Origin of the sequence: Pontixanthobacter aestiaquae, assembly GCF_009827455.1 — a bacterium.
In the GTDB taxonomy this organism is placed as follows: Bacteria; Pseudomonadota; Alphaproteobacteria; order Sphingomonadales; family Sphingomonadaceae; genus Pontixanthobacter; species Pontixanthobacter aestiaquae.
On sequence record NZ_WTYZ01000001.1, the window covers coordinates 935,133 to 958,471 of the forward strand.

Below are 23,339 nucleotides of genomic sequence, written 5' to 3' on the forward strand. Positions count from 1 at the left end.
ATGGGCGACCCAGCGGTTTCGGTCACGGCGTCGGCCGAAACGGTACCGGTGGGAACCGCCAATGATGATGCGGCGGACGATCCGGCGATTTGGCGCAATCCGGACAATCCGGCAGGCAGTTTCGTTGTCGCGACTGACAAGAAGGCTGGGCTGTATGTCTATAATTTGCGCGGTGAAGTCATGGACTTCAATGCAGGCGGGCGGCTCAATAATGTCGATCTGCTCGATCTGGGTGCGTTGGGCGTTGTGGTGGCGGCAAGCGACCGTACTGACCCGGCCAACTCGCGGGTGGCTCTTTATCGTCTTGATACGGCCTCCGGTAAGCTTGCAGGCATCGGGTCTATCGCAAGCGGCGCGGGAGAAGCATACGGACTTTGTATGCTGGCCAAAGCTGGCGGACAGAGCGTGTTTGCGGTGCTGAAGGATGGCACAATTCGCGAATATGCGCTTAACAATCTTGGCGGGCCGGATCCCAAGCCAACCAGCACCTTACTACGCGAATTTTCGGTTCCAACCCAGCCCGAGGGCTGCGTTGCTGATCCGCGTGATGGCACGCTCTATATCGGTGAGGAAAACGCCGGTATCTGGCGTTTTGCTGATGGCGCCACAAGTGGCGAGCTGGTCGCAACGATCGATAATAAACAGCTGGTGGCCGACGTAGAAGGTCTCGCCATCGCGATTGATGGCAAGGACGGCGGTTGGTTGATTGCATCGAGCCAAGGCGACAATGCCTACGCCCGCTACAGCCTGCCCGATATGACACCTGCCGGGCGTTTTCGTATTGGTGCCGGCCAATTCGGCGCAACGGAAGAGACAGACGGGATCGCTTTGCACACGGGTAGTTTCGGCGCGCGCTTTCCCGGGGGTGTATTTGTGGCGCAAGATGGTAAGAACGAGCCAGCAGCACAGAATTTCAAACTTGTCTCTTGGCAAGACGTAGAGAAAGCCCTCGACACATGGACAAAGTCAACGCCGTAATCACTCCTGACGCCATCGATCAGGGCCGTCGCCAGTTTCTTGGGACTACCGGAACTGCCTTCGCGGCGCTGCTTGCAAGCGGCTGTTCCACGGGTGGCTCAAAAGTAGCGAGCGCGGCGGGCGTAACGCCAAGCTTCACCGGCTATGGAGATTTGGTGCCCGATCCGGCTGGCATGCTCGATCTGCCCAAGGGCTTTTCCTACAAAGTGATCTCCAAACTCGGCGATCCGATGAGCGACGGGCTAAAAGTGCCGGATGCAGCCGATGGCATGGGCTGTTTCGATCTGGGCAATGGCAAGCTGGCTCTGGTTCGTAATCACGAGCTGCAGCCTCGTCCGCAATACCTCCAAGATATTCCCAAAGGGTTTGACCGCATCGACGGCAAGGCAGTGATGCCGGGCGGCACTACCACTATCGTGCTGGATGCCAAGACGCTCGAGGTCGAGAAGGAATATTACTCGCTTGCAGGAACGGTGCGCAATTGCGCAGGCGGTATCACACCTTGGGGCAGTTGGCTAAGCTGCGAGGAAGCCGTTTTCAGCGCCAGCGAGCGTAACGAGCACGATCACGGGTGGATTTTTGAAGTGCCCGCCAATGCAGGCAATCTGGTCAATCCCGAACCACTCAAAGCCATGGGCCGCTTCAATCACGAGGCAGCCTGCGTCGATCCGGTGACCGACATCGTTTATCTGACCGAAGATCGCGGCGATAGCTTGCTCTATCGCTTCATCCCGAACGTGAATGGTGAGCTTCACAAAGGCGGCAAACTACAGGCGCTCGCGTTGGTGAACGGTATCGGTGACGCCCGCAATTGGGAAAGTGCGACCGTGAATGTCGGCGACATGCACGAGGTGCGCTGGATCGACATGGATAATGTCGAAGCGCCCGAAGACGATTTGCGCCAGCGCGGCGCAGCGCAGGGCGGGCTGGTCCTTGCGCGTGGCGAAGGCATTTGGATGGGTGATGGCGAGCTTTACTTTGCCTGCACCAGCGGCGGCGCGGCCAAGCTCGGCCAGATTTTCAAGCTGGTTCCGGGGCGTGACAAGCGTTCGGACGCTCTGCAATTATTCTTCGAAAGCGAGAGCGAGGAGCAGTTTAACTACGGTGACAATCTTACGGTGCAATCAAACGGCCATCTGATCGTTTGCGAAGACCAATATGGCGAGACGGTCGATAATTATCTCCGCGGCGTTACGCCTGAAGGCAATGCCTATCCGTTCGCACGGCTGAGGATTCAGACTGAACCGGCTGGCGCTTGCTTCTCGCCGGATGGCAAAGTGCTGTTCGTCAATGCCTACAGCCCGACGGCGACGCTCGCGATTTCCGGGCCTTGGTTCGCTTAGGTTTCCGCTTGGGGCACGTTTAGGGGTTCACTTAGGGACAGTGTGAGCGGAGTTCTGGCGCTGCGATTTATGCGGCGCTAGAAACCCGCCATGTCTGCATTTCTATTTGCTCTTGTCGCTGTGATGGTGACGTCGCTCGGCAGCCGCGATCAATTGCTGATCGCGAATATCTCCGGGCGGCTGGGGCGCTCTATTCCGTTGCTGGTAATCAGTTGTTGTGTCGCGGTGATAACGGCGCTGCTGATGACGCTGTCCGGTCAGTATATTGCCGCTCTTCTGCCAAGTGCCGCGAAGACTATGCTCGTCGCGTTCGCACTGATGATAGCAGCGGTGGAATTGGCATGGCCCAACAAGCGCAGCTTTATCAAGGAGCCGACTCGCTCGCTAACGGCGATCGGTGTCGTGCTGTTCGTCCGTCAGGTTGGAGATGGCTCGCGCTTCCTGATCTTTGCTTTTGCCGCCGGTTCCGGCACGCCGTGGTTTGCAGCCGTCGGTGGGGCGCTGGGCGGGATTGGCGCGGTTCTAATCGGCTGGATGATGGCGGATGAGCTCGCACAGACTTTGCCGCTGCGATCGATCCGCCTGGTGTTATCGGTCGTGCTGGCAATCGGGGCCATTGTAACCGGCCTATCGGCGCGAGGCTTAATCGGTTAATCCGATCATAGTAATAGTGACTAATCCAGAAACCCGATGAGAGGTCGCCCGTTGTTTAGTTATGACATTCTACACGAAGGGAAATTTTCATGACCGATACTAGTGCCCAAGCAGGCAATAATTCGAAAGCCGCACTCGTTAGCGAACTGAATGGTTTGCTCGCCGACCATATGGCTTTGTTTTTCAAGACTAAGAACTTTCACTGGCATGTTGCCGGGCCGCGTTTCCGCGATCTGCACTTGCTGTTTGACGAGCACGCGATTGCTATCCGCGACCAGATCGATGTGATTGGAGAGCGTGTTCGCAAGCTGGGCGAGAACACGCTGACTTCCATAGGCTCGATCGCGCAGCACACGCAGGTGAAGGATCAGGACGATACCTCGCTCTCGGCGGAAGCAATGATCGAGGAATTGCGCGATGATAACGCCGCAATGGTTGCGCGCCTCAAAGGTATGAAACCACTCGCCGAACAAGCAGGCGATAATGCAACCGATGGCCTGCTTGATGACTGGACCGATGCCGCGGAGGAGCGTGTCTGGTTCCTCACCCAAACTCTAAAGTAACTCTCTAGCCCAACACTCCGGAAACCCGCGCGGCACTATGCTGGCGCGGGTTTTTTGCTATGGGCGCGGGATGGATAGACTGAATATCGTTGAGAACGCCGACGATACGGCGATTGCCGCTTGGTTGGTGGGACAATTGTCCGCTGCGCTTGATGCAAGCGATGGCCGGATCGCGATCAGTATCCCCGGCGGCTCGACACCCTTTCCTATTCTGAAGGAGCTGACTGGCGGCGCGCTCGACTGGAGCCGGATTGACGTGTGGCCGGGCGATGACCGGATTGTTCCGGAAGACCACGAAGCCAGCAACACAGGTAAGATACGGGATCTGCTTGAACCGGCCGGTGCAAAGGTGATTGCGTTGAGCGAAGACGCGCAGCCACCGCATTTCGCTTTAGTCTGGCTGGGAATGGGCGCTGACGGGCATATCGCATCATTATTTCCGAACACCGATCCCCAAATGGACGATCCGCAGCATGTGCGCCGCCTGACACCCGATCCGCTACCCCCAGAGGCACCGTTCGACCGGATTACGCTCACCATCCCTGCGCTGCTGAATAGCGATGCACTGGCCTTTGTCATTCGGGGTGATAACAAGCGCGCGGTGTTCGATGCTGCCACGCGCGGTGAGCATGATTTGCCGATTGCGCGCATCCTTGGCGCGGCGAAACAGCCGGTCATATGCTTCGCCTGATCCCTGCCCCGCTGCACCGCTTGCTGTATCAGCAGGCCCACAGGCTGCGTAGCCTGTGGTGGCGACTGACCAAGCCCGCGGTCGAGGGTGCTGCGGTGATAGCAACCGACCTCAACGACCAATTGCTGCTCATCCGGATGAGCTACGGATCGGGCGGATGGAGCGTTCCGACAGGCGGCGTGAAGATAGGCGAGGATCCGGCAAACGCCGCGCGGCGCGAGTTGCTTGAGGAAACCGGCTGCGAGGCGCATTCGCTGACTCTGCTCGGTATTCAGCGCGAAACTCTGCATGGCGCAGACAATGTGGTGCATGTATTTGCGGCCAAGGTGTCAGGACATCCGCAGGCTGACATGCGCGAAATTATCGAAGCACGATTCTTCCCGATGCATTCGCTGCCCGAACCGCTGACTGCGACTACGCGGCGGCGTTTGGAGCTCCTTAAGGCCGCATCACAGTAACGATAGCTGCGCAGTATCAGGCTTGCGATGGTCTTTCGTGCTTTCGTCGCCTTCAAGATTCGATAGCGTCAGCCCCATCAGGCGGATTGGCAGTGGTAGGGGTAAAAGCTCTTCCAGTAATTCGTGCCCTATCCGCGCAAACTCCAGCTTGTCGGCGACATTCTCGGTCAGCGATTTTGCGCGGGTGAGCGAAGTGAAATCGTTATATTTCAGTTTGAGCGTAATTGTCCGGCCTTTGGCCTCGGCGCGCTCGATCCGTTCCCAAACGATATCAATGATATTGTCCATCGCCTCGCGCAGAGCTGCGCCGCTGGAGATATCATCGCTGTAAGTACGCTCTCCGCCGAGTGATTTGCGGATACGGTTGGCGCGAACCGGACGCAGATCGATTCCTCGGGCCGCTCGGTACAGATAATCGCCCATGCTGCCGAAATTCTCGCGCAGGAACTCGACATCTTTCGCAGCCAGATCGGCCCCTGTTTCGATGCCCAGTCTGGCCATCTTCTCCGCGCCTTTGGGACCGACGCCGTGAAACCGGCGCACCGGCAGTGACGCGACAAACTGCGCTCCTTCGCCGGGTTTGATCACGCACATCCCATCGGGCTTGTTCTGGTCGCTGGCGAGTTTGGCGATAAACTTGTTGTAGCTGACACCCGCGCTCGCGGTCAGGCCCGTCTGCTCCTTGATCCGCTTGCGAATAAGCTGGGCAATCCGCGTGGCGCTGCCGATGCCGTGAATATCATCGGTCACATCGAGATAGGCTTCGTCCAGGCTCAGCGGTTCAACATGCGGTGTGAAATAGCGGAAGACTTCGCGGATGGTGGACGAAGCTTCCTTATACGCATCGAAGCGGTGCCGCACGAAAACGAGATCGGGACACAGGCGCTTGGCGGTGACCGATGGCATCGCCGATCGCACTCCAAATTTGCGTGCCTCATAGCTCGCGGCCGCCACCACGCCGCGACCGCCGGAGCCTCCTACCGCGACGGGCTTGCCGCGCAGGTCGGGATTGTCGCGTTGTTCCACGCTGGCGAAGAACGCATCCATATCGACATGAATGATCTTGCGCAGGCCGCCTTCGCTTTCAGGGGCATCTTCGGCGAAGTTGCCGGTATCTTCATTCGGGGCATCCTCATCGGCCATTCGCGCAGAATACACAGTCGGGAACGAAAGAGGAACTGCGACATTGCGGTTTCCAATGAAAACCTGCTGGCAATTCGCAGCGCAACCGCGCAAGGGAGCGCGCATGGCTACTCAGGCACATCGAACCAAACCCGCATTGGGCGAGCGCGAAATGATCGTGCTGATGGCGTTACTGATGAGCCTGCAAGCTTTTGGCATCGACGCCATGCTGCCCGCATTAGGGCAAATCGCTGGCGAGATGGGCGCCGATGGAAATGACCGCCAATTCGTGATTGGTGCCTATTTCCTGGGTGCCGGTGCGGGCGCTCTGTTCCCGGGAGCTTTCGCCGACCGTTATGGCAGGCGGCCGGTGCTCGCTGTCTCACTGATTGCCTATATCGCGCTGTCTATCGCTTGTGCTTTGGCGACCGATTACACGATGCTGCTGGCTTTCCGACTGATCCAAGGCTTCGCTTGTGCAGGGCTGAGCGTTGTGCCTGCAGCGATTGTGCGCGACCACGTTGGCGGTGACCGGATGGCACGGTTGATGAGCCTGATCATGATGATCTTCCTGCTTGTCCCGATCCTTGCCCCGGCAGTAGGGCAGGGCATACTGTATCTCGCTGGCTGGCGTGCCATATTCGGTATGATGGCGGTGATGGGCGTTTTGGTGGGCGTATGGGCTTGGCTAAGGCTGCCGGAGTCGCTTACCGAAGAAAACCGTCAGGATATCAATCTGTTTCCGATTCTGCGTAATATGGGCACGGCACTGACCAACCGCGGGGCGATCGGCTATGTAGTGGGTAGCGCTTTGGTGTTTGGGTCGCTGTTCGGCTTCCTCAACTCCTCTCAGCAATTGATTGCCGAGACATTCGATCAGGGCGAGAACTTCTATCTGATCTTTGGCGGGGCAGTAGTCGGTATGGTCGCGGCCAATTTCACCAACTCGCGGATTGTCGAGCGGTTTGGCGCGCGGCGGGTCGGGCATGCAGCGTTACTGGCGTTGATCGCAATCAGTTTTGCACAGCTTTGGAGTGCAAGCCAACCGCAGCAACCGCTATATCAATTTATCATCCTGATGAGCCTGTCGATGGCATCGCTCGGCTTTATCGGCGCGAATTTCAGTTCGATTGCGATGCAGCCATTCTACCATATCGCCGGGTCGGCCAGTTCGGCGCAGACGGCACTTCGTATGAGCACCGGCGCGGTGCTGGGTGCGCTGATCGGTTCGCTTTACGATGGCTCAGCGAAACCTCTGGCTGTGTCCATGCTGAGCTGCGCACTGGTGGCGCTCGCTTTTGTGTTGTTTAGCGAACGCGGAAAATTGTTTGGACGCAAAGTCCCCTCACCGGATTAGGCTTCGCTTTCGAGCTTGCGCCACGCCAGATCGGCAAATTCACACAGCAAGGGCCGCGTATCGCGCGGGTCGATGATGTCCTCGACATTGAACAGCTCGGCGCTGCGGAATGGTGATGTCACTTTGTCGAGCCGCGCTTTGATTTTCTCTAACTCGGCCGCCGGATCGTCCGATGCTTCCAGCTCCGATTTATACGCCACTTCCAGCCCGCCCGCGATGGGCAATGATCCCCAGTCGCCGCTCGGCCAGCAATAGCGATATTGATGACGGTCGGCATTGCTCATCGCGCTCCCTGCAATTCCGTAAGCGCGGCGCATCACGATTGACGCAAACGGCACAGTTGCCTTGTAGATCGCGTTCATCGCTTGCACGCCGTAGCGGATGGTACCCGCCATTTCCGCCTCGCGCCCGATCATAAAGCCGGGATTGTCGACGAGGTGGACAATCGGCAGACGGAACTGGTCGGCGAGCTTCACGAAACGCTCGACCTTCTCGCTGGTCTTGGCTTCCCATGATCCGCCGAGGAAGCTGGGATCGCTGGCGACCACGGCGACTGGCCAACCATCCAGCCGCGCCAAGGCGGTAATCGCGGCACGGCCCCAATTCTTGCCAATCTCGAATACAGTCCCTTCGTCGAACACCATGTTCATCCCGCGGCGCATCGAATAGACGTGCTTGGGATCGCGCGGGACGAGGCTGAGCAGTTCTTCTGCGCGCCGGTCGCGCGGATCGCTACATTCTGCACGGCGTGCGGGCTGCCCGGCATATTCGGGCATAAAGCTGAGGAAATGACGCGCGCGGGCAAAGGCTTCGGCTTCGCTGGCGACTTCATCATCGACCACGCCGTTGCGCGTGTGGATGTCGCTGCCGCCCAAATCTTCCTTGGCCTGCTGGTGATCGGAAGCGCTCTTGTAGCTCGCGCCCAAACCATCGACCACGGCGGGACCAGCGGCAAAAATTTGCGACAATCCGCGCACCATAATTGAATAGTGGCTGGCGACGATCCGCGCTGCGCCAAGTCCGGCAGTCGGCCCCAAAGCCAGCGCGACAACCGGCACTGTATCGAGATTGGTCACCACATCACTCCAGCCGGGGACGGCGGGAATGTAAGTCGCGCCGATTTGCTCTAACGTTTTGACACTGCCGCCGCCGCCAGTGCCGTCGATCATCCGGATGATCGGCAATTTCAGCTCATGCGCCATCCGCTCGGCCTGCACCATCTTGCGTGTGATCCCCGCATCGGCAGCGCCGCCGCGGATGGTGAAATCATCTGCGGTTGCGACAACAGGGCGACCATGGATGGTTGCCTTGCCGAACAGGAACGGGGCGGGGAGGACACTTTCGAGTTCGCCGTCGGCGTCATACGAACCTTTGCCTGCAATTTTGCCGATTTCGCGGAAAGAACCCTCATCGCATAGCGCCGCCAGCCGTGCCCGCGCATTCATTTTTCCGCGCGCATGTTGGCGCGAAACCTTCTCCTCGCCGCCCATTTGCTCGGCAAGCGCCTCGCGCTGGCGCAGTTCATCGAGTTCTTTTTGCCAGGTCACGCCACTGCAACTCCAATTTCGTCATTGCGAGCGTAGCGAAGCAATCCAGAGTCGCAAGCACCCACTCTGGATTGCCGGGTGGCCCCTTGGGCCGTCTTCGACTTCACCTTCGGTTCCTCGCAATGACGGTAATGAGGTCGTTAGTCGTCTTGGCTAGGTTCAACCACAGCCAAAACCGCCTCAACCTGAACCTGCGCGCCGACGCTCGCCTCAAGCTCCGTAACCACACCATCAAACGGAGCAGTCAACCCATGCTCCATCTTCATCGCCTCCAGAACCATAAGGCGCTGTCCGGCAGTGACGCTGTCGCCCTCGGCTACATCGACCGCAATAACCTTGCCCGGCATGGGCGAGAGGATTGCGCCGTCTGCGGCGGAGGCCGTGCCGCCGGCGTCCTTGCGGAAAGGTTCAAACAGAAATGCAGCACCGCTTTCAAATACGACTGTTCCCATGCCATCGTCGCCGGACTGCATTGGCAAACGATTGCTCGCTCTGACAATCTGGTCAGTCGGGAAATCAATATCAATATCTGTTAGTTGCCCGCCTAGGCGAACTCGGACGACATTTCTCTTAGCGTTGTTTAGTCGAAATCCTTTGAGGCCTTCGTGAAACTCACTTCGTCCTTCGATAGGTCGAAAGTCGTCGGCCACAGAATCAGCACCAACTATGTTTGCCCATTTTGACGGAATAGGCAGGGCTGTCAGGAGTTCGATCTTTTCGCCGATTAAGCCTGTTGTCACATCACCAGCGGCGAACTCAGATAGTTCCAAAAGGCGGTGCAAAAACCAAGCATTGGTCCTCACCGGATACACCCGAACTTGGGCACAAGCTTCAGATAGTTGAGCGATAGTTTCCTCTCGGTTCGGAGCCCACTCGATGAGTTTTGCAATCATCGGATCGTAATGCGGCGACACTTCGTCGGACGGCTCGACGCCTGTTTCGATCCTATCGGCAGAATCAAAGGTCAAATCATCCAGCCGCCCCGTACTCGGCAAAAAGCCCTTTGCCGGATCCTCTGCATAGAGCCTTGCCTCAATCGCATGGCCGTCAATCTGAATATCTTCCTGCTTCAGCGGGATTGGCTCGCCGCTCGCCACCCGCAACTGCCACTCGACCAAATCCACGCCGGTGATCTCTTCGGTCACCGGATGCTCCACCTGAAGCCGGGTGTTCATTTCCATAAAGAAAATGCGGTCCGCGCGTAGGCCTTCGCTGGCGTCGGCGATAAATTCGATCGTGCCTGCGCCGACATAATCGACCGCTTTTGCTGCACGAATTGCTGCGCAGCATATTTCTTCGCGCGTTGCAGCATCCATGCCCGGCGCGGGGGCTTCTTCGATGACTTTTTGGTGCCGGCGTTGCAGCGAGCAATCGCGTTCGAACAGGTGGACGACATTGCCGTGACTATCGCCGAACACCTGCACTTCGATGTGCCGCGGCGAGGTGATCCATTTCTCCAGCAGCACATCATCATTGCCGAAACTGGCCTTGGCTTCGCGTCGGCAGGACTCCAGATCGGCCTCAAAATGCTGCGGGGCATCGACTTTGCGCATTCCCTTGCCGCCACCGCCTGCGACGGCTTTGATCAGCACCGGATAGCCTATCGCATCAGCCTCTTTCTTAAGCCGATCGACCGATTGATCTTCGCCCAGATAGCCGGGCGTTACCGGAACGCCAGCTTCCTGCATCAGTGATTTGGCAGAGTCTTTGAGGCCCATCGCGCGGATGCTGTCAGGATTGGGACCAACCCAGATCAGTCCGGCATCCTGCACTGCCTGCGCGAAATCGGCGTTCTCTGACAGGAAGCCGTAGCCTGGATGGATCGCCTCGGCACCGGTTTCTTTGGCGGCAGCGATAATCTTCTCGCCAACCAGATAGCTTTCGGCGGCGGGGCTGGGGCCGATATGAACGGCCTCGTCAGCCGAGCGGGTGTGCAGGGCCTTGGCATCGGCGTCCGAATAGACCGCAACTGTCGCTACGCCCATTTCGCGGGCAGTGCGGATGATGCGGCAGGCAATCTCGCCGCGATTGGCGATGAGGAGCTTCTTAATCATGCGGGCTGGATTAGAACCACTCGCCGTTCGTGTCGAGCGTAGTTCGCCGCCATTTGCCTGCGTCATTCCCCGTCAGGCAGCGGCTCCATCGTGGCCTCGGCAATCGGACCGCGCATCCGCACTTCCAGCAAGATTGCATCTCGCGTCCATACTGGCATCTCATCGGGCGGTAGCGGGTTGTTGCGGATCGCTTCAAAAAACGCAGATGTGATCAGGCGCAGCTTCTCCCATGCCGGGATAACGACGCGGTGGTCCCATGCCTTTGGCCCGCGCCTGCGCACTTCAAGGCCAATCTCAGAATAGATGTTAGCGGCGGCTAAAATCGCCCAGCGGCTACGGAACGGCAGGCGCACCGTGCCGAGGCGTGCAGCTTTTGCGTGACGGTCCATCCGCAGCACGAGCCGTGATGCCAGATCGGCGCGTTCCCACTGATGATGCGGCTTCATCAATTGACCGGGTTCGATATCTTCTTCCGCGAGCCATTCCATCGGCAGGTAACAACGGCCAGCGCGGTCATCCTCGTCCAGATCGCGCGCGATATTGGCGAGCTGGAACGCCAGGCCCAGATCGCAGGCACGATCCAGCGTATATTCGTCGTCGTCCTGCACACCCATGACTTTCGCCATCATGACGCCCACGGCACCCGCAACGTGATAGCAATAGCGCGCCAGATCATCTTCACTGCGCGGTCGCCAATCCTGCGCGTCCAGCTCAAATCCGGCGATCACATCATCGGCATGTTGCATGGTGAGGCCGACTTCGCTGGCGACTTGCCCGAACGCATCGAACGCAACATCGGCGGTCGGTTCGCCAGCGAGAGCGCGGCGGGTGAGGATGCGGATTGATTTGACCCGGTCGGCAATGTTCGACTGGTTGCCCAGTTCACCGCCCATCTCCTGTCCGTCAGCGATATCATCGCAGCGGCGGCACCATGCGTAGAGCATCCACACACGTTCGCGTGTGACCGGATCGAACAGCCGGCTCGCGGCTGCGAAGCTTTTCGATCCTTCGGCGATCATGGCGTAGCTTTTTTGAACCAGAGCGTGGCGGTACCGTCCGCCGCCCGCCTGACGCGGGGTGGGACGAAGAATAAGCGACGGCGCGAGAGTGCGCGGGCTGACCTTTTTGGGGCGGCGCTGTGCCGTTTTGCCGGCGTTGCTCATATTACAAATCATCCGCCTTCATTTTGAAGATCGGCGTGTGCGGAACGTAGCGCGCCATTTTGTCGAGCAGCGCGTCCATCGTGTTCGCCGAGATCAGGATGTTCTGATGCGCGGGCCGGACGAAGCCGACTTCCACCATCTTCGCATTGAACGAAATCAGATCGTCGAAGAAACCGAACGCGTTGAGCAAGCCTACCGGATCGCTGTGATAGCCAAGTTGCGCCCAGCTCATCGCTTCCCATAATTCGTCCATAGTGCCGACACCGCCGGGAATGGTGATGAAGCCATCGGACAAATCGGTGAAGGCCTTTTTGCGTTCATGCATCCCGGGAACAGTGTGGAGTTCGGTGCAATCGGTGTTGGCGACTTCGCTGCCCGCAAGCGCCTCGGGGATAACTCCGATTACTTCACCGCCTGCATCGAGCGCGCCCGATGCAACCGCGCCCATCAGTCCGAGCCGACCGCCGCCATAGACCACACCGATATCACGCTGTGCCAACGTTTCGCCGACATGGCGCGCAAGCTCCATATAGCGTGAATCTTCGGGTGTAGCAGAGCCGCAATAGACTGCGAGGCGTTTCATTTGGCGCACGCCACCGCCGCTATTTGCGATATCACGCTAAGCTCTGGGATGGGTTCGTAGTTTTTCCTCTTGTGGTAACCGGTCTTATGATCGCTCCACAGTATCTTTTCCTGCGCGTCAAAGGCGTAGATTGATCCCATCATAAACTGTTGTTCGTCACACAGGATATACCAAAGCGTTTCGGTCGACTGCGTTCCAGCTTCATCGGTCTCTGCAAACTCGGTCCTGATCCAGATCTCCGTGAAAGGCGCCGTTCTGGTACTATGTGCCTGAGGCGGCTTTATGGTCTGCGGCGCCGCAAGATATGTATTGCCAGTCTGAGACTTGGCGAACGCTTCCCACACGAGCTCGTCTGACTCTTGGGTGGCCGCCGCGGAACTTGGCGCAAGCAAGACGCAGATGGCTGACAGGTGAAGAATCCTATTTATGCCGCTCACCGCTTCAAATCCTCGATCATCAATCCTGCCGTCGCCTTAGCACTGCCTACCACACCGGGAATACCTGCGCCGGGATGTGTGCCAGCGCCGGTCAGGTAGAAATTGTCGATCACATCATCGCGGTTGTGGCCGCGCAAATAGGCGCTTTGCCACAATACCGGCTCGAGGCTGAAGGCGCTGCCCAGGTGCGCGTTCAGATCCTGCTCGAAATCCTTGGGCGCATAGTGGAACTTGGTCACGATCCGGTCATGGATATCGGGGATCAGGCGGCGGCCCACCTCATCCAAGATGCGTTTTTCGAGGATGGGGCCAATCTCGTCCCAATCGACCGCCAGCTTGCCCATATGGGCAACCGGTACGAGCGCGTAAAAAGTGCTTTTGCCTTTGGGGGCCATACTCGGATCGGTAACCGTTGGATGGTGCAAATAGATGCTGAAATCCTGCGGCAGCACGCCGTGATCGTAAATATCGTCGAGCAGGCCCTTATAACGCGGGCCGAACAGGATCATGTGATGCGGGATGCCGGGCCATGTGCCTTCCAGCCCGAAATGAACCACGAACAGGCCGGGGCTGTAGCTTTTGCGTGCGAGTTTCTTAGCGTTGTCTTTTCCGCGTTTGCTGCCTGACAGCAGGTCGCGATAGGAATGCATGATGTCGGCATTGCTGGCGACCGCGTCGAAGCGCTGTTTAAAACCGCTTTTGGTCTCAACTTCGGTGGCTTTGTTGCCAATCGTGTGGATCTGGACCACCGGATCGCCCACCATCATGGTTCCGCCGAGCCGTTCGAAGTGACGGATCATGCCTGCGATCAGGCGGTTGGTGCCTCCGCGCGTCCACCACACGCCGCCGTCTTTCTCCAGCTTGTGGATCAGCGTGTAGATCGCACTGGTTTTGAACGGATTGCCGCCCACCAGCAGAGTGTGGAAGCTGAGCGCCTCGCGTAGCTTCTCGCTCTTCACGAAGCTCGAAATCATCGAATAAACGCTGCGCCATGCCTGTTTTTTGATCAACGCCGGGGCCGCTTTGAGCATCGACTTGAAATCGAGAAACGGGACAGTGCCCAGCTTGACGTAGCCTTCCTCATAGACGCCTGCCGAATATTCCAAGAAACGGCGATAGCCCTCGACATCTTCCGGATCGAGCTTGGCGATCTCGGCGTTCAATTCCTCTTCGACATTAGAATAATCGAAATTGTGTCCGTCAGGCCAGTTGAGCCGGTAGAAGGGATGAACCTTCATTAGCTCGACATCTTCTTTCATGTCGTGGCCGGTGAGTTCCCACAATTCTTCAAGGCACGGCGGATCGGTAACAACGGTTGGTCCGCCATCGAAAGTGAAGCCATCTTTTTCCCAGAAATACGCACGGCCACCGGGCTTGTCGCGCGCTTCGATCACCGTTGTCTGAATGCCTGCAGATTGCAGGCGAATAGCGAGCGCCATGCCGCCGAAGCCGGAACCGACAACGCAGGCGGATTTACCCGTGTTCGCACCCGTCTGCGCGACGGCACCCCCGGTTGCGGGCACAACACCGATATCCAGCTCAGGGGCGTTGGTGCCGGTATTCGTGTCTGTGACGGTGGTCCCGCTCATCTAATTGTTCTCCTTACGCGCAGCCAATGGCGCGCCTTTGCCGGTCAGAGCCGCAATGGCTCTGATGACAGATACGGGCGGCTTGCCAATAAGGACGCGTGCTTTGTCCCCGAGGCGTGAATTTCCTGCGTAAAATCGTTCAACCAGCGATTCCGACAGCCGGTAGAAATGCTCGAATATCTTGTAGCGTTTGGCCGGTTCTGCCGCGCCAAAGAGCATAGCGCCAAGCTTGCGGTAGAATTTCGTGCGCTTCCAATGCCGGCGAGCGCGGGTTTCAAGCAAGGCTGCCAATTGATCGCCGGGTAGCAGCGCGTCTTCGGCGATTGCGAGCGCGTTCTCGACTGCGAAGGGTAGGGTATAGCTGCTGAGCGGATGCACGAAGCCGCCGCGTGCACCCGCGATGCTGACGCCTTCGATTTCCTGATCCGCCTGATAGGCGCGAAAATCGCCGCCGGTGATGACCGGAAGAATACCCGATTCTCCGCCCAGAATGTCGCCATCCCACCCGTGCTTCGCGCAATATTGATCGAGGCGGCCGGACAAGGCGCTGCGGTCCAGAACCGGATCATCGGCGTAATAGGTATCCTCGACAAACAGCTCGTTGACGCCAAGCGGCAGGACATAGACAAACCGGTAAGCACCCGCGCCATCATAAGGCGCGAGTTGTTCGACCGTTGCATCCATGATGATCGGCCGCTCGACCCCATGCGGTTGGTGCGTGCGTGTGCGGCGCCCCATGAAGATTTGCCAGCCGCCCGTAAATTGCTCGCCCGGTTCGGAGCTGCGACAATCGATGACCGTACGCGCGGAAATGCGCTGTCCGTTTTCCAGCGTCACGCCTTTGCCGTCCAGCGCAGCAACCGGGCGATTGGTCATAATTGCCTGATTGCCCATTTCGCGGCGCAATGCGGCGTCAAAATCGCTCGAAGTCAGCGAGCGATAGGTGGAGCTCAGTTTCCGGCGGTATGCTGGAAAACGGACCTCATACCCGCTCCACTCGGCTTTGCGGAATGGTGCCATCAAATCGGTGCCATCTGCGTCCAGATCGCTGTCGAACCAGCTCCACCTATGATTGCCGCCCAGCGTCTCACCCGCTTCGATCAGCGCGATTTGCATCTCCGGATGCCGCCGCCGCAGCGCCAGTGCGATCAGCCCACCAGCAAGCCCGCCGCCGACGATGGCGACTTCGGTTCTGCTTTCGGCTGAAGATGTCTGCGCACGCCCGGTCATTGTCAGATTGCCCTAGGGCGCAACCGCTTTGTGAGCAATTGCCTTGCGCAACAAAATCGCTGTGGCACAAAGCGGTATGACACAGACCCTCGTCCCCCATCGCCGGGCTACCATCGCTGCCATCGCTATTGTTGTCGTTACGCTTGCCGTGTTGTTCGCGATGAACCGCCCGCCGATCTGCGAATGCGGCTATGTCAGCCTGTGGTATGGTGACATTAATTCGTCGGGCAACAGCCAGCATCTGTCTGACTGGTACACGCCGAGCCATATCATCCATGGCATGCTGTTTTACGGATTGGGGTGGTTGCTATTCGTGAAGCTGGGACTTGGCGGCAAATCTGCCGCGCGCTGGAGCTTTACGCTCGCGATCGCACTTGAGGCGGCGTGGGAGATTGTCGAGAATACCCCGATGGTGATCGACCGATATCGCTCGGTCACGGTCAATTTCGGTTATGCGGGTGACAGTATTATCAATTCGTTGGCCGACCTGGGCTGGATGAGCTTGGGTTTTTACCTCGCTTTGAAATTGCCGGTTCGGGTCACCGTGGTGCTCGCCATCATCATGGAAATCCTTGCGGCAATGGTGGTGCGCGACAATCTGACGCTCAATGTGATTATGCTGCTTTGGCCATTTGAAGCGATCCGGGAATGGCAGGGCATGGGTTAATTGCTGCACGGCAGGAACAGCGGACCTCCTGCACCGTTGTAGAGTTGAAACAGAGGTTTAAAATGACACATAGAATTCTCACCGGGCTGGCATCCAGCGCACTCGCTCTTATCGCAGTGCCCGCTTCGGCGCAGACCAGTGAGGCGCCTGTTGGCCCTCCGGTTGGACCGCCTGAAGGCGTTGAAGCGGGACCAGGCGGGCCGCCGGATTCCGTATTTGACGACACATGGATCAATATTGGTTTCGGTGTCGCCTATAGCCCCAGCTACACCGGGTCGGACGACTATGTGTTCAATCCGCTCCCCGTTGTACAGGGCAGCGTAGCTGGCGTCGATATCAGCCCGCGTCCCGCTGGTTTGGCGCTCGATTTTATTCCCGACACCGATGATGGCCCGAACATTACGTTCGGTCCTGCAATTCGGTTGCGCAACGATCGCGCCGACCAGATCGAAGATCCGGTTGTGGAATTGGCGGGCGAATTGGACCGTGCGGTCGAAGTAGGCGCAGCGACCGGAATCAGCTTCCCGAAATTGCTCAACCCGTTCGATAGTTTGACCATGGGTGCCGATATCCGCTGGGATGTCGCGGGCGCGCATGGCGGAATGGTGATCGATCCCAGCATAACCTATTCGACGCCGGTCAATCGGGGAACATTTGTCTCGCTGTCGCTCGGCACCGAATATGCCAGCGATGATTTCGCCGATTATTATTACTCGGTGAACACGGCGCAAAGCGCTGCCAGCGGCCTCCCCCAATTCACTGCCGATGGCGGGTTCACCCGGGTTAGCGCGACCACGTTGGTCGGCGTCGACCTCGACGGCAATGCGCTTAATGGTGGGCTCAACGCGGTTGTTATCGGCGGCTATTCGCGGTTGATCGATGATGCGAAGAACAATCCCTATACTGCGATACGCGGCACCGCAGATCAGTTCTTTGTCGGCGTCGGGCTTGGTTATACCTTTTAGGACGAAAGCCTTTGCGCTCTCAGTTCGCGGCGCTGGCTTTGGCGGTCCATTTTCTCTCGCATCTCGCGAGTGATCGGTTGACCGGGTGAGAGCGGCAGCGTGCGCTGTCCATTCAGGTCGAGGCCGTAAATCAAGCCATCTTTGCCCAGCCACGCGATCGCCTGCACTTGATCGCCGATTGTTGCGAGTGTCGCCTTCATACTCGACGAATCAAGCGTGATTAGCCATTCGTCATTAGCCGATTTGAAAGTAACTTCAGCAACGAGATTGTCCTCGCCCGTCTGCCGCAGCAGACATGCGAACCCATGCTTCTCGCGGCCACCATTATAAACCGCCCAGCGCTTCAGTCGTAACCGTGAATGGTACAGGCTGGCCCAGATCAGGATGAGCCCGAACAGCGCGAGAATAATCCGCAGGAACAGGGGTGCTTCGCTGTCTATTTCCAGGAAACCGGCAGCAAAAGCAACCAGCCCTATCCCCACAATCAAACCGAATATTCCGCGCATGGCTCGCCTCCCGTTTTGCGGTCGGCGAGCCTGTTAGCGGATCAAGGTTAAGGTTTATTCCTCGTCGTCAGATGATGCCTCGGCACCTTTGGCGCCTTCAGCCAATTGCGGGCGGGGTCCGGGCATTTCTGCCTTGCGATCGCCAGTCTTCAGATAGGTGTCGAACCATTCCATCATCCGCAGATTATAGTCATAGCGCGCGGCAGCCATACGGTTGCCGTGGCCTTCACCGGGATACAACACCATACGTACCGGTGTGTCCGGCTTGCGAATTTTGATCGAGCGGTAGAGCTCGAAACTCTGGCCCGGATCGACGCGGGTATCTTCCTCACCATGCATGATCAGGATCGGGGTCTCGGCCTTGTCAACGTGGAAAATCGGAGAGACTTCCAGCATCGCCTGCCAATCATCCCATGGCCATTTAAGACTGTGGACGTTGTACATTTCGTAAGGGATGTCGCCCGTACCGAATTTGCTGATCTGGTTCGAAATCCCGACAAACATGACGGCTGCGGCATATTCTTCAGACAGAGCTGTTGCTCCCCACGCGGTCGCGTAACCGCCATAGGATCCGCCAGTGATGCCGACACGGTCTGCATCGGCAATGCCTTCAGCGACAAGGTGACGCTTGGCATCGACGATGTCATTGAACTCCTTACCGGCATAATCGCCTTGGTGCTGCTTGGCAAAAGCGACGCCATATCCGGTCGAACCGCGATAGTTGGGCAGGAACACAGCATAACCTTGGCCCGCTGCAACTTGGCCGGGGCCACCATAATTGGTCAGCCAGCCGTTCGATTCATGCGCTTCAGGACCGCCATGGACGTCCATGATAAGCGGAGCACCGCCAGCCGGAACACCGCCGACTGGTTTGATCAGAATGCCTTCGACTTCCTGACCGTCGCGCGCGGTGTATGTCACAATGCTCTGCTCGCCGAAGGTAATTTCGGACAGCCATGGATTGTGCTCAGTCCAGCGTGTGAACTTGCCATCATCATAGGAAAACAGTTCGCTCGGGTGCTCGGCGGTACTGGCGCGGACAACAATTTTGTCTCCGCCAGCCTCAATGCCGGTAATTGCCAGATCGCCGCCTGGGATGGTCATGGTGGCAACGCCGCCGGGTTTTCCGATTTGAATGTAGCTGGACGCACCTGCGTGAAACACCGTGGCAAGGTCGCCATTGGGCAGGAATTCCGCGTCGACAGCTGCATCGGTCGGGTCGGCTTCCGCACGGCGGAACTCGCCAGTAGCGACATCAACAATATGCAGCGTCGTCGCCGCCGGGTCGTTCATATCGATACCGGCAATCAGCGATAGCTTGCTGCTGTCAGGCGAGAATTCGACATCACCAATCTTGCCCGGGGTTTCGACCACGGCGCTGACTTCACCCGTAATGAGATCAAGAATGTTAACCCGTTTGGATGTGTAGCTGTCATCGACCTGCGGGGTTGGCGCGGTTTCGATAATCGCAGTGGTTCCGTTTGGCGCAACCTGGAAGCTGGAGACGTAGCCAGGAACTTCCCACTCTTTTGGTTCTTTATCGACTGTGTCGCCAACCTTCGCCGAGAACAGGCGGGTCCAGCCCGCTTCCTCTTCATAGACTACAGAGTTGAACCCGGCTTTCTTTTGCGTGTCGCGCTGCTTATCGGTCGCGGCGCTCGCAAGCATATAAAGTGTACTGCTGTCCGGGCTCCATGTGTGGCTACGGACATTGGCATCGCCAACTTCGGCAAGCTTTACCTGCGTACCGCCATCGACAGGGATACCCCAAACCGCGCGGTATTTGTCGTCATCATGCTTCCATGTGAAACTGACCATCCGGCCATCGGGTGAGAATGTGATATTCGATGGATCGACATCCTTGGGCAAGAACATCCGCGAATTATTGGGGCCATAGGCGATGTTGAGCTCGCTCTGTGTCGAGCCATTATCTTCGCCTTCGGTGACATCTGGCGTGCTGTTGGTTGTGTACGCGACGCGGCTGCCATCCGGCGACACAGTGATTGCGCCAACACCTTCCAGTTTGGCGACATCTTCTGGGGTCATCGGGCGGGCCGATGCAGTCGCGGCGATGGATACCGAGCCAAGTAATGTGGCAGCGAGCAGAAGCTTGCGAGTCATTATGAAATTTTCCTCTCGTGACGAACTGTTATAGCAACGCTCAATATCGCAAGTGGTTTCCGATGCAACCGGTTACACGACAAGTGGTTTCCTGCAGCGGCGCGATTGCAGATGAGAAAGCAGCAGGGGCAACGGAAGGCGCCGTTACCCCTGCAAAGACGCCATCCGCAACCCTAGTAGCGCACTCGAACGCCTGCGTAGAATTCACGACCGGCGGGATCGTTCAGGCTGCTGACGATATTCAGCGAACTGCCATTGTCGAGCCCGGTCGGAACGAACGGCCCGTAGTCGTCGAACAAGTTGTTCACCCCGCCAAAAATCCTGAGATTGTCATTCGGCCCGAAGTCGTAAGCCGCATAGATGCGATGATAATCCTGTCCACTGACCCGATAATAGCGGTCGTCGGTCGGATTGGGATCGCTCTCGATGTCGTCGACACCGCCGCCTTGGTACGTCATCGTGTAAGAGAGGCGGAAGCCCCCCGTACGATATCCTACCCGCAAACGGAATTCGTCGTTCGGGCTACCAATTTCGCCGAGCGGCGATGTGGTTATGATCGTCCCACCAATGCCTTCGAATGTGACTTCCTGCTTGAAATAGTGGCTATAGCGCATGTCCACATCGAACCGGCCCGGGATGAACCCTGGCTCAAATCGATAGAGCAGCTGTGCGTCGAGACCCTCCACGAGTTCCTCGTTGAGGTTCTCCTGGAAATTGATCACTTCGGTAACCGCGCCATCGGCGGGGTTGCGCGTGATCACGTCGCAGAATCTGTTATTGGGATAGTCGGCTGCGGAATAGCACAGATCGACAGTGTTTTGTGTGCTGATCGAGGTAATCGCATCGCTGATCTCAATCCGATAATAATCGAGCGCCACGGTCAGGCCGGGAATGAAATCCGGTGTAAACACAAGGCCTGCCGTGAAAGTGTCGGCGGTTTCTTCCTTCACGTTGGGATTACCGGCATTGGGACCCTGCACCGATCCCGGACCATCAAAACCGATCACTTGTCCAGTGTCAGGATCGATGTTTGCCGGATCTGCGAAAAAGGCCTGAATGCCAGGTTCTGCGAGACAGTTTTCCGCGACGATCTTCAGATCGGCATTCTCGCCGCCCGTTCCCGACAAGGTTCTCAGTCCCGTCTTATCAGGTAGCAAGCCTTCACACGGATCGGTAAGGCCGTCCGCATCCGGGCGGGGCGGAGAGAAGATTTCCGTCAAGTTTGGTGCGCGCTGTGCACGGGCATATTGACCGCGCAGTCGCAGCCAGTCCGTAGGGCGGAAACTGAGGCCCGCATTGTAACTGAAGATCGTGCCAATTGTGTTGTAATCTGCGATCCGGCCCGCAAGCTGCAGATTAAGCATATTGTCGATCAATGGAACTTCGAGTTCGCCGAAGATCTCCTTGACCTTGTAGCTCACATCGACGCTCGGGAAGGTGGCGAGGCTGGTCTGGTCGAAGTCGATATCCGGAGCAAAGCCCGGCGTATCACGCGTCGCGCCATCGTTAAGATCGCGCACACCGTTGATGCCGGCGAAATCATCACCATCGGGATCACCGAAGGTTTCTTGGCCCTCATAACGATATTCCACTCCGAGCACAGCCTTGACCGGCCCGGCCCAGATATCGAAAAGGTCTCCGCGCACAAATGCGCCTGTGCTGAACTGGGTGCGCGTTTGTGACGCTCTACCGATATAGCGGATATAGTCGGCCGCAGCTTGGGACACCGTCCCTTCGCCAAAAATGTTCAGCGGCACACAGCCTTCTGCTCTGGCCGCCGCCCGTGCACATTGGACTGTCCCGCCAGCTAAGACCTCAACGTTCAAGGCATCTTGCGCCCTACGCATATTATATTCGCCGGTGTTGACTTGGTCCTGACGGAATTTGCCGTAGGTCGCATAGGCTTCATATTGGAAGTTCGGACCCAGTTCGCCGGTGATGTCGGCCATCAACCGGTAGGTTTCACGATCGTTGAGCCGCTGTTGTTGGCCCAGTTCGACCAAACGGCGGTCATAATCGACAGAGCCTGACCGGGTTTCTTCGACTTCGGGCGGAATGAAGGGGTGATCGGCCGCAATATTCCCGATCTGCCCGGCATTCGGCCCAAAAGTATCGCTGTGGTTGAGCGTTTCAAAACCACCGAAAGTGTTCGATGATATGAAGTTGTACAGGCCCAGCACCGAAACTTCGAATGCAGGCGAGAACTCGTAGGTCAGATTTGCGCCAACATTGAAGATTTCGCGTGCGCCCAGCAGGCTTAGCCCGGGACGGAAATTGTAACCGTCGAAATCGGCAAGAAAATCCTGCGAGCCGGTTCGGTCGTCTGGTTGCAGCGAGCGGTCATTGAACCAGCGGCCGTCCTTGAACCATGCATCGGTATTCTCGAACACGCCGCCAGGTGTGCTCTGACTGAAAGACCCGAGCAGGCAATGCTTGTCTTCATTGGCCGGATCGCAGCCGGGCTGGTTGATCTCGTCGGCGAAACTGTTCGCACTGTTGTTGAGCGGATCGTCGAATTCCAGCCCCAGGATCGACTCCGGGCGGGTGGCGTCGGCGCGGATCGCGTTCACATCGCGGTAGCTTCCCGAAAGCAGGACGTAGCCGCGATCATCGGCAAACCGCTGCGCGGCTGTGAACCCGACGCGGAAATCCTCACCGCCGCTTGCCTCAGGAGCCATATAGCGACCATTGAACTCGAAACCTTCGAAGCTGTCTTCAAGGATAAAGTTCACGACTCCTGCAATAGCGTCAGAGCCGTAAATCGCAGAAAAGCCGCCGCTGACAACATCGACCCGTTTCAACAACCCTTCCGGTATGGTTGAAAGGCTCACGCGATCCGAGTTGCCCGAGTTGGACACAGCACGTTTGCCGTTAATCAGGGCCAATGTACGATCATCACCGAGGCGGCGCAGACTGATGGTCGATAGCCCGCTTGTCTGGATCAGATTGTTGCTGCTTTGCGGCGAAATAGAGGGAGAAACGCCCGGAAGCTCCACCAACGCTTCTTGCAGGTCGACTGTGCCTGTTTCCTGAATATCGTCAGCGCTGAGTACCTGAAGCGGGACCGATGAGTTTTCGATGGGCCGTTCGATGCGAGAGCCGGTCACAATGATCGGGTCGTTATCCGATGCCCCGGTTTGGCCGGGCGGCAGCGTTGGATCGGGCTCGGTGTTATCCTGCGCTGCCGCAGTCGTGCCGCCGAACATCATTCCCGCAGAAACGAGACAGGTGAACACCATTAGCTGGCTTTTGAACGGTGACATATTATTTTCCTCCCAGATCAATATTTGTTCATAGATTGCCCATAATCG

General features: G+C 57.8%; 20 protein-coding genes. 9 read left to right on the forward strand and 11 right to left on the reverse strand.

The window, feature by feature from the left end; all coding sequences use genetic code 11:
• The 6 genes from GRI35_RS04405 to GRI35_RS04430 all read left to right on the forward strand — a co-directional run bounded on the left by GRI35_RS04405 (position 1) and on the right by GRI35_RS04430 (position 4,687).
• The gene (locus tag GRI35_RS04405) at positions 1 to 978 is read left to right on the forward strand and encodes a phytase (RefSeq protein WP_235900134.1); all 978 of its coding nucleotides are present in this window, start codon (positions 1 to 3) and stop codon (positions 976 to 978) included.
• Positions 957 to 2,321 (forward strand): alkaline phosphatase PhoX, encoded by a 1,365-nt coding sequence (locus GRI35_RS04410; protein WP_160613046.1) that lies wholly within the window; start codon positions 957 to 959, stop codon positions 2,319 to 2,321. Before GRI35_RS04405 ends, GRI35_RS04410 begins: the two co-directional genes overlap by 22 nt.
• 90 nt (positions 2,322 to 2,411) lie before the next feature.
• Entirely contained in the window at positions 2,412 to 2,975 is a 564-nt protein-coding gene (locus GRI35_RS04415) for a TMEM165/GDT1 family protein (RefSeq protein WP_160613047.1), read from the forward strand.
• 89 nt (positions 2,976 to 3,064) lie between these two features.
• Positions 3,065 to 3,538, forward strand: a complete 474-nt coding sequence (locus GRI35_RS04420; RefSeq protein ID WP_160613048.1) for a Dps family protein — start codon at positions 3,065 to 3,067, stop codon at positions 3,536 to 3,538.
• A 70-nt stretch (positions 3,539 to 3,608) separates the two neighbouring features.
• A complete protein-coding gene (locus tag GRI35_RS04425) occupies positions 3,609 to 4,229 on the forward strand; it encodes a 6-phosphogluconolactonase (RefSeq protein WP_160613049.1) in 621 nt (206 codons plus the stop codon).
• Positions 4,217 to 4,687 carry an NUDIX domain-containing protein gene (locus GRI35_RS04430; RefSeq protein WP_160613050.1) on the forward strand — a complete coding sequence of 157 codons (471 nt, stop codon included), beginning with the start codon at positions 4,217 to 4,219 and terminating at the stop codon, positions 4,685 to 4,687. Before GRI35_RS04425 ends, GRI35_RS04430 begins: the two co-directional genes overlap by 13 nt.
• Here the strand turns inward: GRI35_RS04430 and dinB are convergent.
• A complete protein-coding gene (gene dinB, locus GRI35_RS04435) occupies positions 4,679 to 5,830 on the reverse strand; it encodes a DNA polymerase IV (RefSeq protein ID WP_160613051.1) in 1,152 nt (383 codons plus the stop codon). The two genes, GRI35_RS04430 and dinB, sit on opposite strands and share 9 nt — an antisense overlap.
• A gap of 103 nt (positions 5,831 to 5,933) precedes the next feature.
• Between dinB and GRI35_RS04440 the strand changes: the two genes are divergently transcribed.
• Positions 5,934 to 7,166 carry a multidrug effflux MFS transporter gene (locus GRI35_RS04440; protein ID WP_160613052.1) on the forward strand — a complete coding sequence of 411 codons (1,233 nt, stop codon included), beginning with the start codon at positions 5,934 to 5,936 and terminating at the stop codon, positions 7,164 to 7,166.
• On the opposite strand, the gene GRI35_RS04445 is transcribed toward GRI35_RS04440, so the two are convergent.
• The 7 genes from GRI35_RS04445 to crtY form a co-directional block, all read right to left on the reverse strand.
• On the reverse strand, positions 7,163 to 8,713 hold the full coding sequence (locus tag GRI35_RS04445; protein ID WP_160613053.1) for an acyl-CoA carboxylase subunit beta: 1,551 nt from the start codon (positions 8,711 to 8,713) through the stop codon (positions 7,163 to 7,165). The genes GRI35_RS04440 and GRI35_RS04445 overlap by 4 nt on opposite strands.
• A 140-nt stretch (positions 8,714 to 8,853) precedes the next feature.
• Complete coding sequence (locus GRI35_RS04450) at positions 8,854 to 10,767, reverse strand: acetyl/propionyl/methylcrotonyl-CoA carboxylase subunit alpha (RefSeq protein ID WP_160613054.1); 1,914 nt, start codon at positions 10,765 to 10,767, stop codon at positions 8,854 to 8,856.
• Positions 10,768 to 10,829: 62 nt separating this feature from the next.
• Complete coding sequence (locus GRI35_RS04455) at positions 10,830 to 11,930, reverse strand: phytoene/squalene synthase family protein (RefSeq protein WP_160613055.1); 1,101 nt, start codon at positions 11,928 to 11,930, stop codon at positions 10,830 to 10,832.
• A gap of 1 nt (position 11,931) precedes the next feature.
• A complete protein-coding gene (locus GRI35_RS04460) occupies positions 11,932 to 12,513 on the reverse strand; it encodes an LOG family protein (protein WP_160613056.1) in 582 nt (193 codons plus the stop codon).
• On the reverse strand, positions 12,510 to 12,950 hold the full coding sequence (locus GRI35_RS04465; protein WP_160613057.1) for a surface-adhesin E family protein: 441 nt from the start codon (positions 12,948 to 12,950) through the stop codon (positions 12,510 to 12,512). The genes GRI35_RS04460 and GRI35_RS04465 overlap by 4 nt, the downstream gene beginning before the upstream one ends.
• Positions 12,947 to 14,539, reverse strand: a complete 1,593-nt coding sequence (locus GRI35_RS04470) for a phytoene desaturase (protein ID WP_160613058.1) — start codon at positions 14,537 to 14,539, stop codon at positions 12,947 to 12,949. The genes GRI35_RS04465 and GRI35_RS04470 overlap by 4 nt, the downstream gene beginning before the upstream one ends.
• Positions 14,540 to 15,769 carry a lycopene beta-cyclase CrtY gene (crtY, locus tag GRI35_RS04475; RefSeq protein ID WP_160613059.1) on the reverse strand — a complete coding sequence of 410 codons (1,230 nt, stop codon included), beginning with the start codon at positions 15,767 to 15,769 and terminating at the stop codon, positions 14,540 to 14,542.
• A 76-nt stretch (positions 15,770 to 15,845) separates the two neighbouring features.
• On the opposite strand from crtY, the gene GRI35_RS04480 reads away from it, so the two are divergent.
• Both GRI35_RS04480 and GRI35_RS04485 read left to right on the forward strand, forming a co-directional pair.
• Positions 15,846 to 16,436: a DUF2585 domain-containing protein gene (locus tag GRI35_RS04480; RefSeq protein WP_160613060.1), complete on the forward strand. Its 591-nt coding sequence runs from the start codon at positions 15,846 to 15,848 to the stop codon at positions 16,434 to 16,436.
• A gap of 62 nt (positions 16,437 to 16,498) precedes the next feature.
• Positions 16,499 to 17,401: a MipA/OmpV family protein gene (locus GRI35_RS04485; protein ID WP_160613061.1), complete on the forward strand. Its 903-nt coding sequence runs from the start codon at positions 16,499 to 16,501 to the stop codon at positions 17,399 to 17,401.
• Here GRI35_RS04485 and GRI35_RS04490 read toward each other — a convergent pair.
• From GRI35_RS04490 to GRI35_RS04500, 3 genes are all read right to left on the reverse strand, one after another.
• Positions 17,398 to 17,907, reverse strand: a complete 510-nt coding sequence (locus GRI35_RS04490; protein WP_160613062.1) for a hypothetical protein — start codon at positions 17,905 to 17,907, stop codon at positions 17,398 to 17,400. The genes GRI35_RS04485 and GRI35_RS04490 overlap by 4 nt on opposite strands.
• A gap of 54 nt (positions 17,908 to 17,961) precedes the next feature.
• A complete protein-coding gene (locus GRI35_RS04495) occupies positions 17,962 to 20,028 on the reverse strand; it encodes a S9 family peptidase (RefSeq protein WP_160613063.1) in 2,067 nt (688 codons plus the stop codon).
• 173 nt (positions 20,029 to 20,201) lie between these two features.
• Positions 20,202 to 23,291 (reverse strand): TonB-dependent receptor plug domain-containing protein, encoded by a 3,090-nt coding sequence (locus tag GRI35_RS04500; RefSeq protein WP_160613064.1) that lies wholly within the window; start codon positions 23,289 to 23,291, stop codon positions 20,202 to 20,204.
• Positions 23,292 to 23,339: the final 48 nt, after the last annotated feature.

Coding starts and splice junctions, on each gene's coding strand:
- GRI35_RS04450 (WP_160613054.1), bottom strand. CDS start 10,767: ATGATTAAGAAGCTCCTCATCGCCAATCGCGGCGAGATTGCCTGCCGC.
- GRI35_RS04410 (WP_160613046.1), top strand. CDS start 957: ATGGACAAAGTCAACGCCGTAATCACTCCTGACGCCATCGATCAGGGC.
- GRI35_RS04430 (WP_160613050.1), top strand. CDS start 4,217: ATGCTTCGCCTGATCCCTGCCCCGCTGCACCGCTTGCTGTATCAGCAG.
- GRI35_RS04495 (WP_160613063.1), bottom strand. CDS start 20,028: ATGACTCGCAAGCTTCTGCTCGCTGCCACATTACTTGGCTCGGTATCC.
- GRI35_RS04420 (WP_160613048.1), top strand. CDS start 3,065: ATGACCGATACTAGTGCCCAAGCAGGCAATAATTCGAAAGCCGCACTC.
- GRI35_RS04490 (WP_160613062.1), bottom strand. CDS start 17,907: ATGCGCGGAATATTCGGTTTGATTGTGGGGATAGGGCTGGTTGCTTTT.
- GRI35_RS04500 (WP_160613064.1), bottom strand. CDS start 23,291: ATGTCACCGTTCAAAAGCCAGCTAATGGTGTTCACCTGTCTCGTTTCT.
- crtY (WP_160613059.1), bottom strand. CDS start 15,769: ATGACCGGGCGTGCGCAGACATCTTCAGCCGAAAGCAGAACCGAAGTC.
- dinB (WP_160613051.1), bottom strand. CDS start 5,830: ATGGCCGATGAGGATGCCCCGAATGAAGATACCGGCAACTTCGCCGAA.
- GRI35_RS04470 (WP_160613058.1), bottom strand. CDS start 14,539: ATGAGCGGGACCACCGTCACAGACACGAATACCGGCACCAACGCCCCT.
- GRI35_RS04440 (WP_160613052.1), top strand. CDS start 5,934: ATGGCTACTCAGGCACATCGAACCAAACCCGCATTGGGCGAGCGCGAA.
- GRI35_RS04460 (WP_160613056.1), bottom strand. CDS start 12,513: ATGAAACGCCTCGCAGTCTATTGCGGCTCTGCTACACCCGAAGATTCA.
- GRI35_RS04425 (WP_160613049.1), top strand. CDS start 3,609: ATGGATAGACTGAATATCGTTGAGAACGCCGACGATACGGCGATTGCC.
- GRI35_RS04480 (WP_160613060.1), top strand. CDS start 15,846: ATGACACAGACCCTCGTCCCCCATCGCCGGGCTACCATCGCTGCCATC.
- GRI35_RS04415 (WP_160613047.1), top strand. CDS start 2,412: ATGTCTGCATTTCTATTTGCTCTTGTCGCTGTGATGGTGACGTCGCTC.
- GRI35_RS04485 (WP_160613061.1), top strand. CDS start 16,499: ATGACACATAGAATTCTCACCGGGCTGGCATCCAGCGCACTCGCTCTT.
- GRI35_RS04405 (WP_235900134.1), top strand. CDS start 1: ATGGGCGACCCAGCGGTTTCGGTCACGGCGTCGGCCGAAACGGTACCG.
- GRI35_RS04455 (WP_160613055.1), bottom strand. CDS start 11,930: ATGAGCAACGCCGGCAAAACGGCACAGCGCCGCCCCAAAAAGGTCAGC.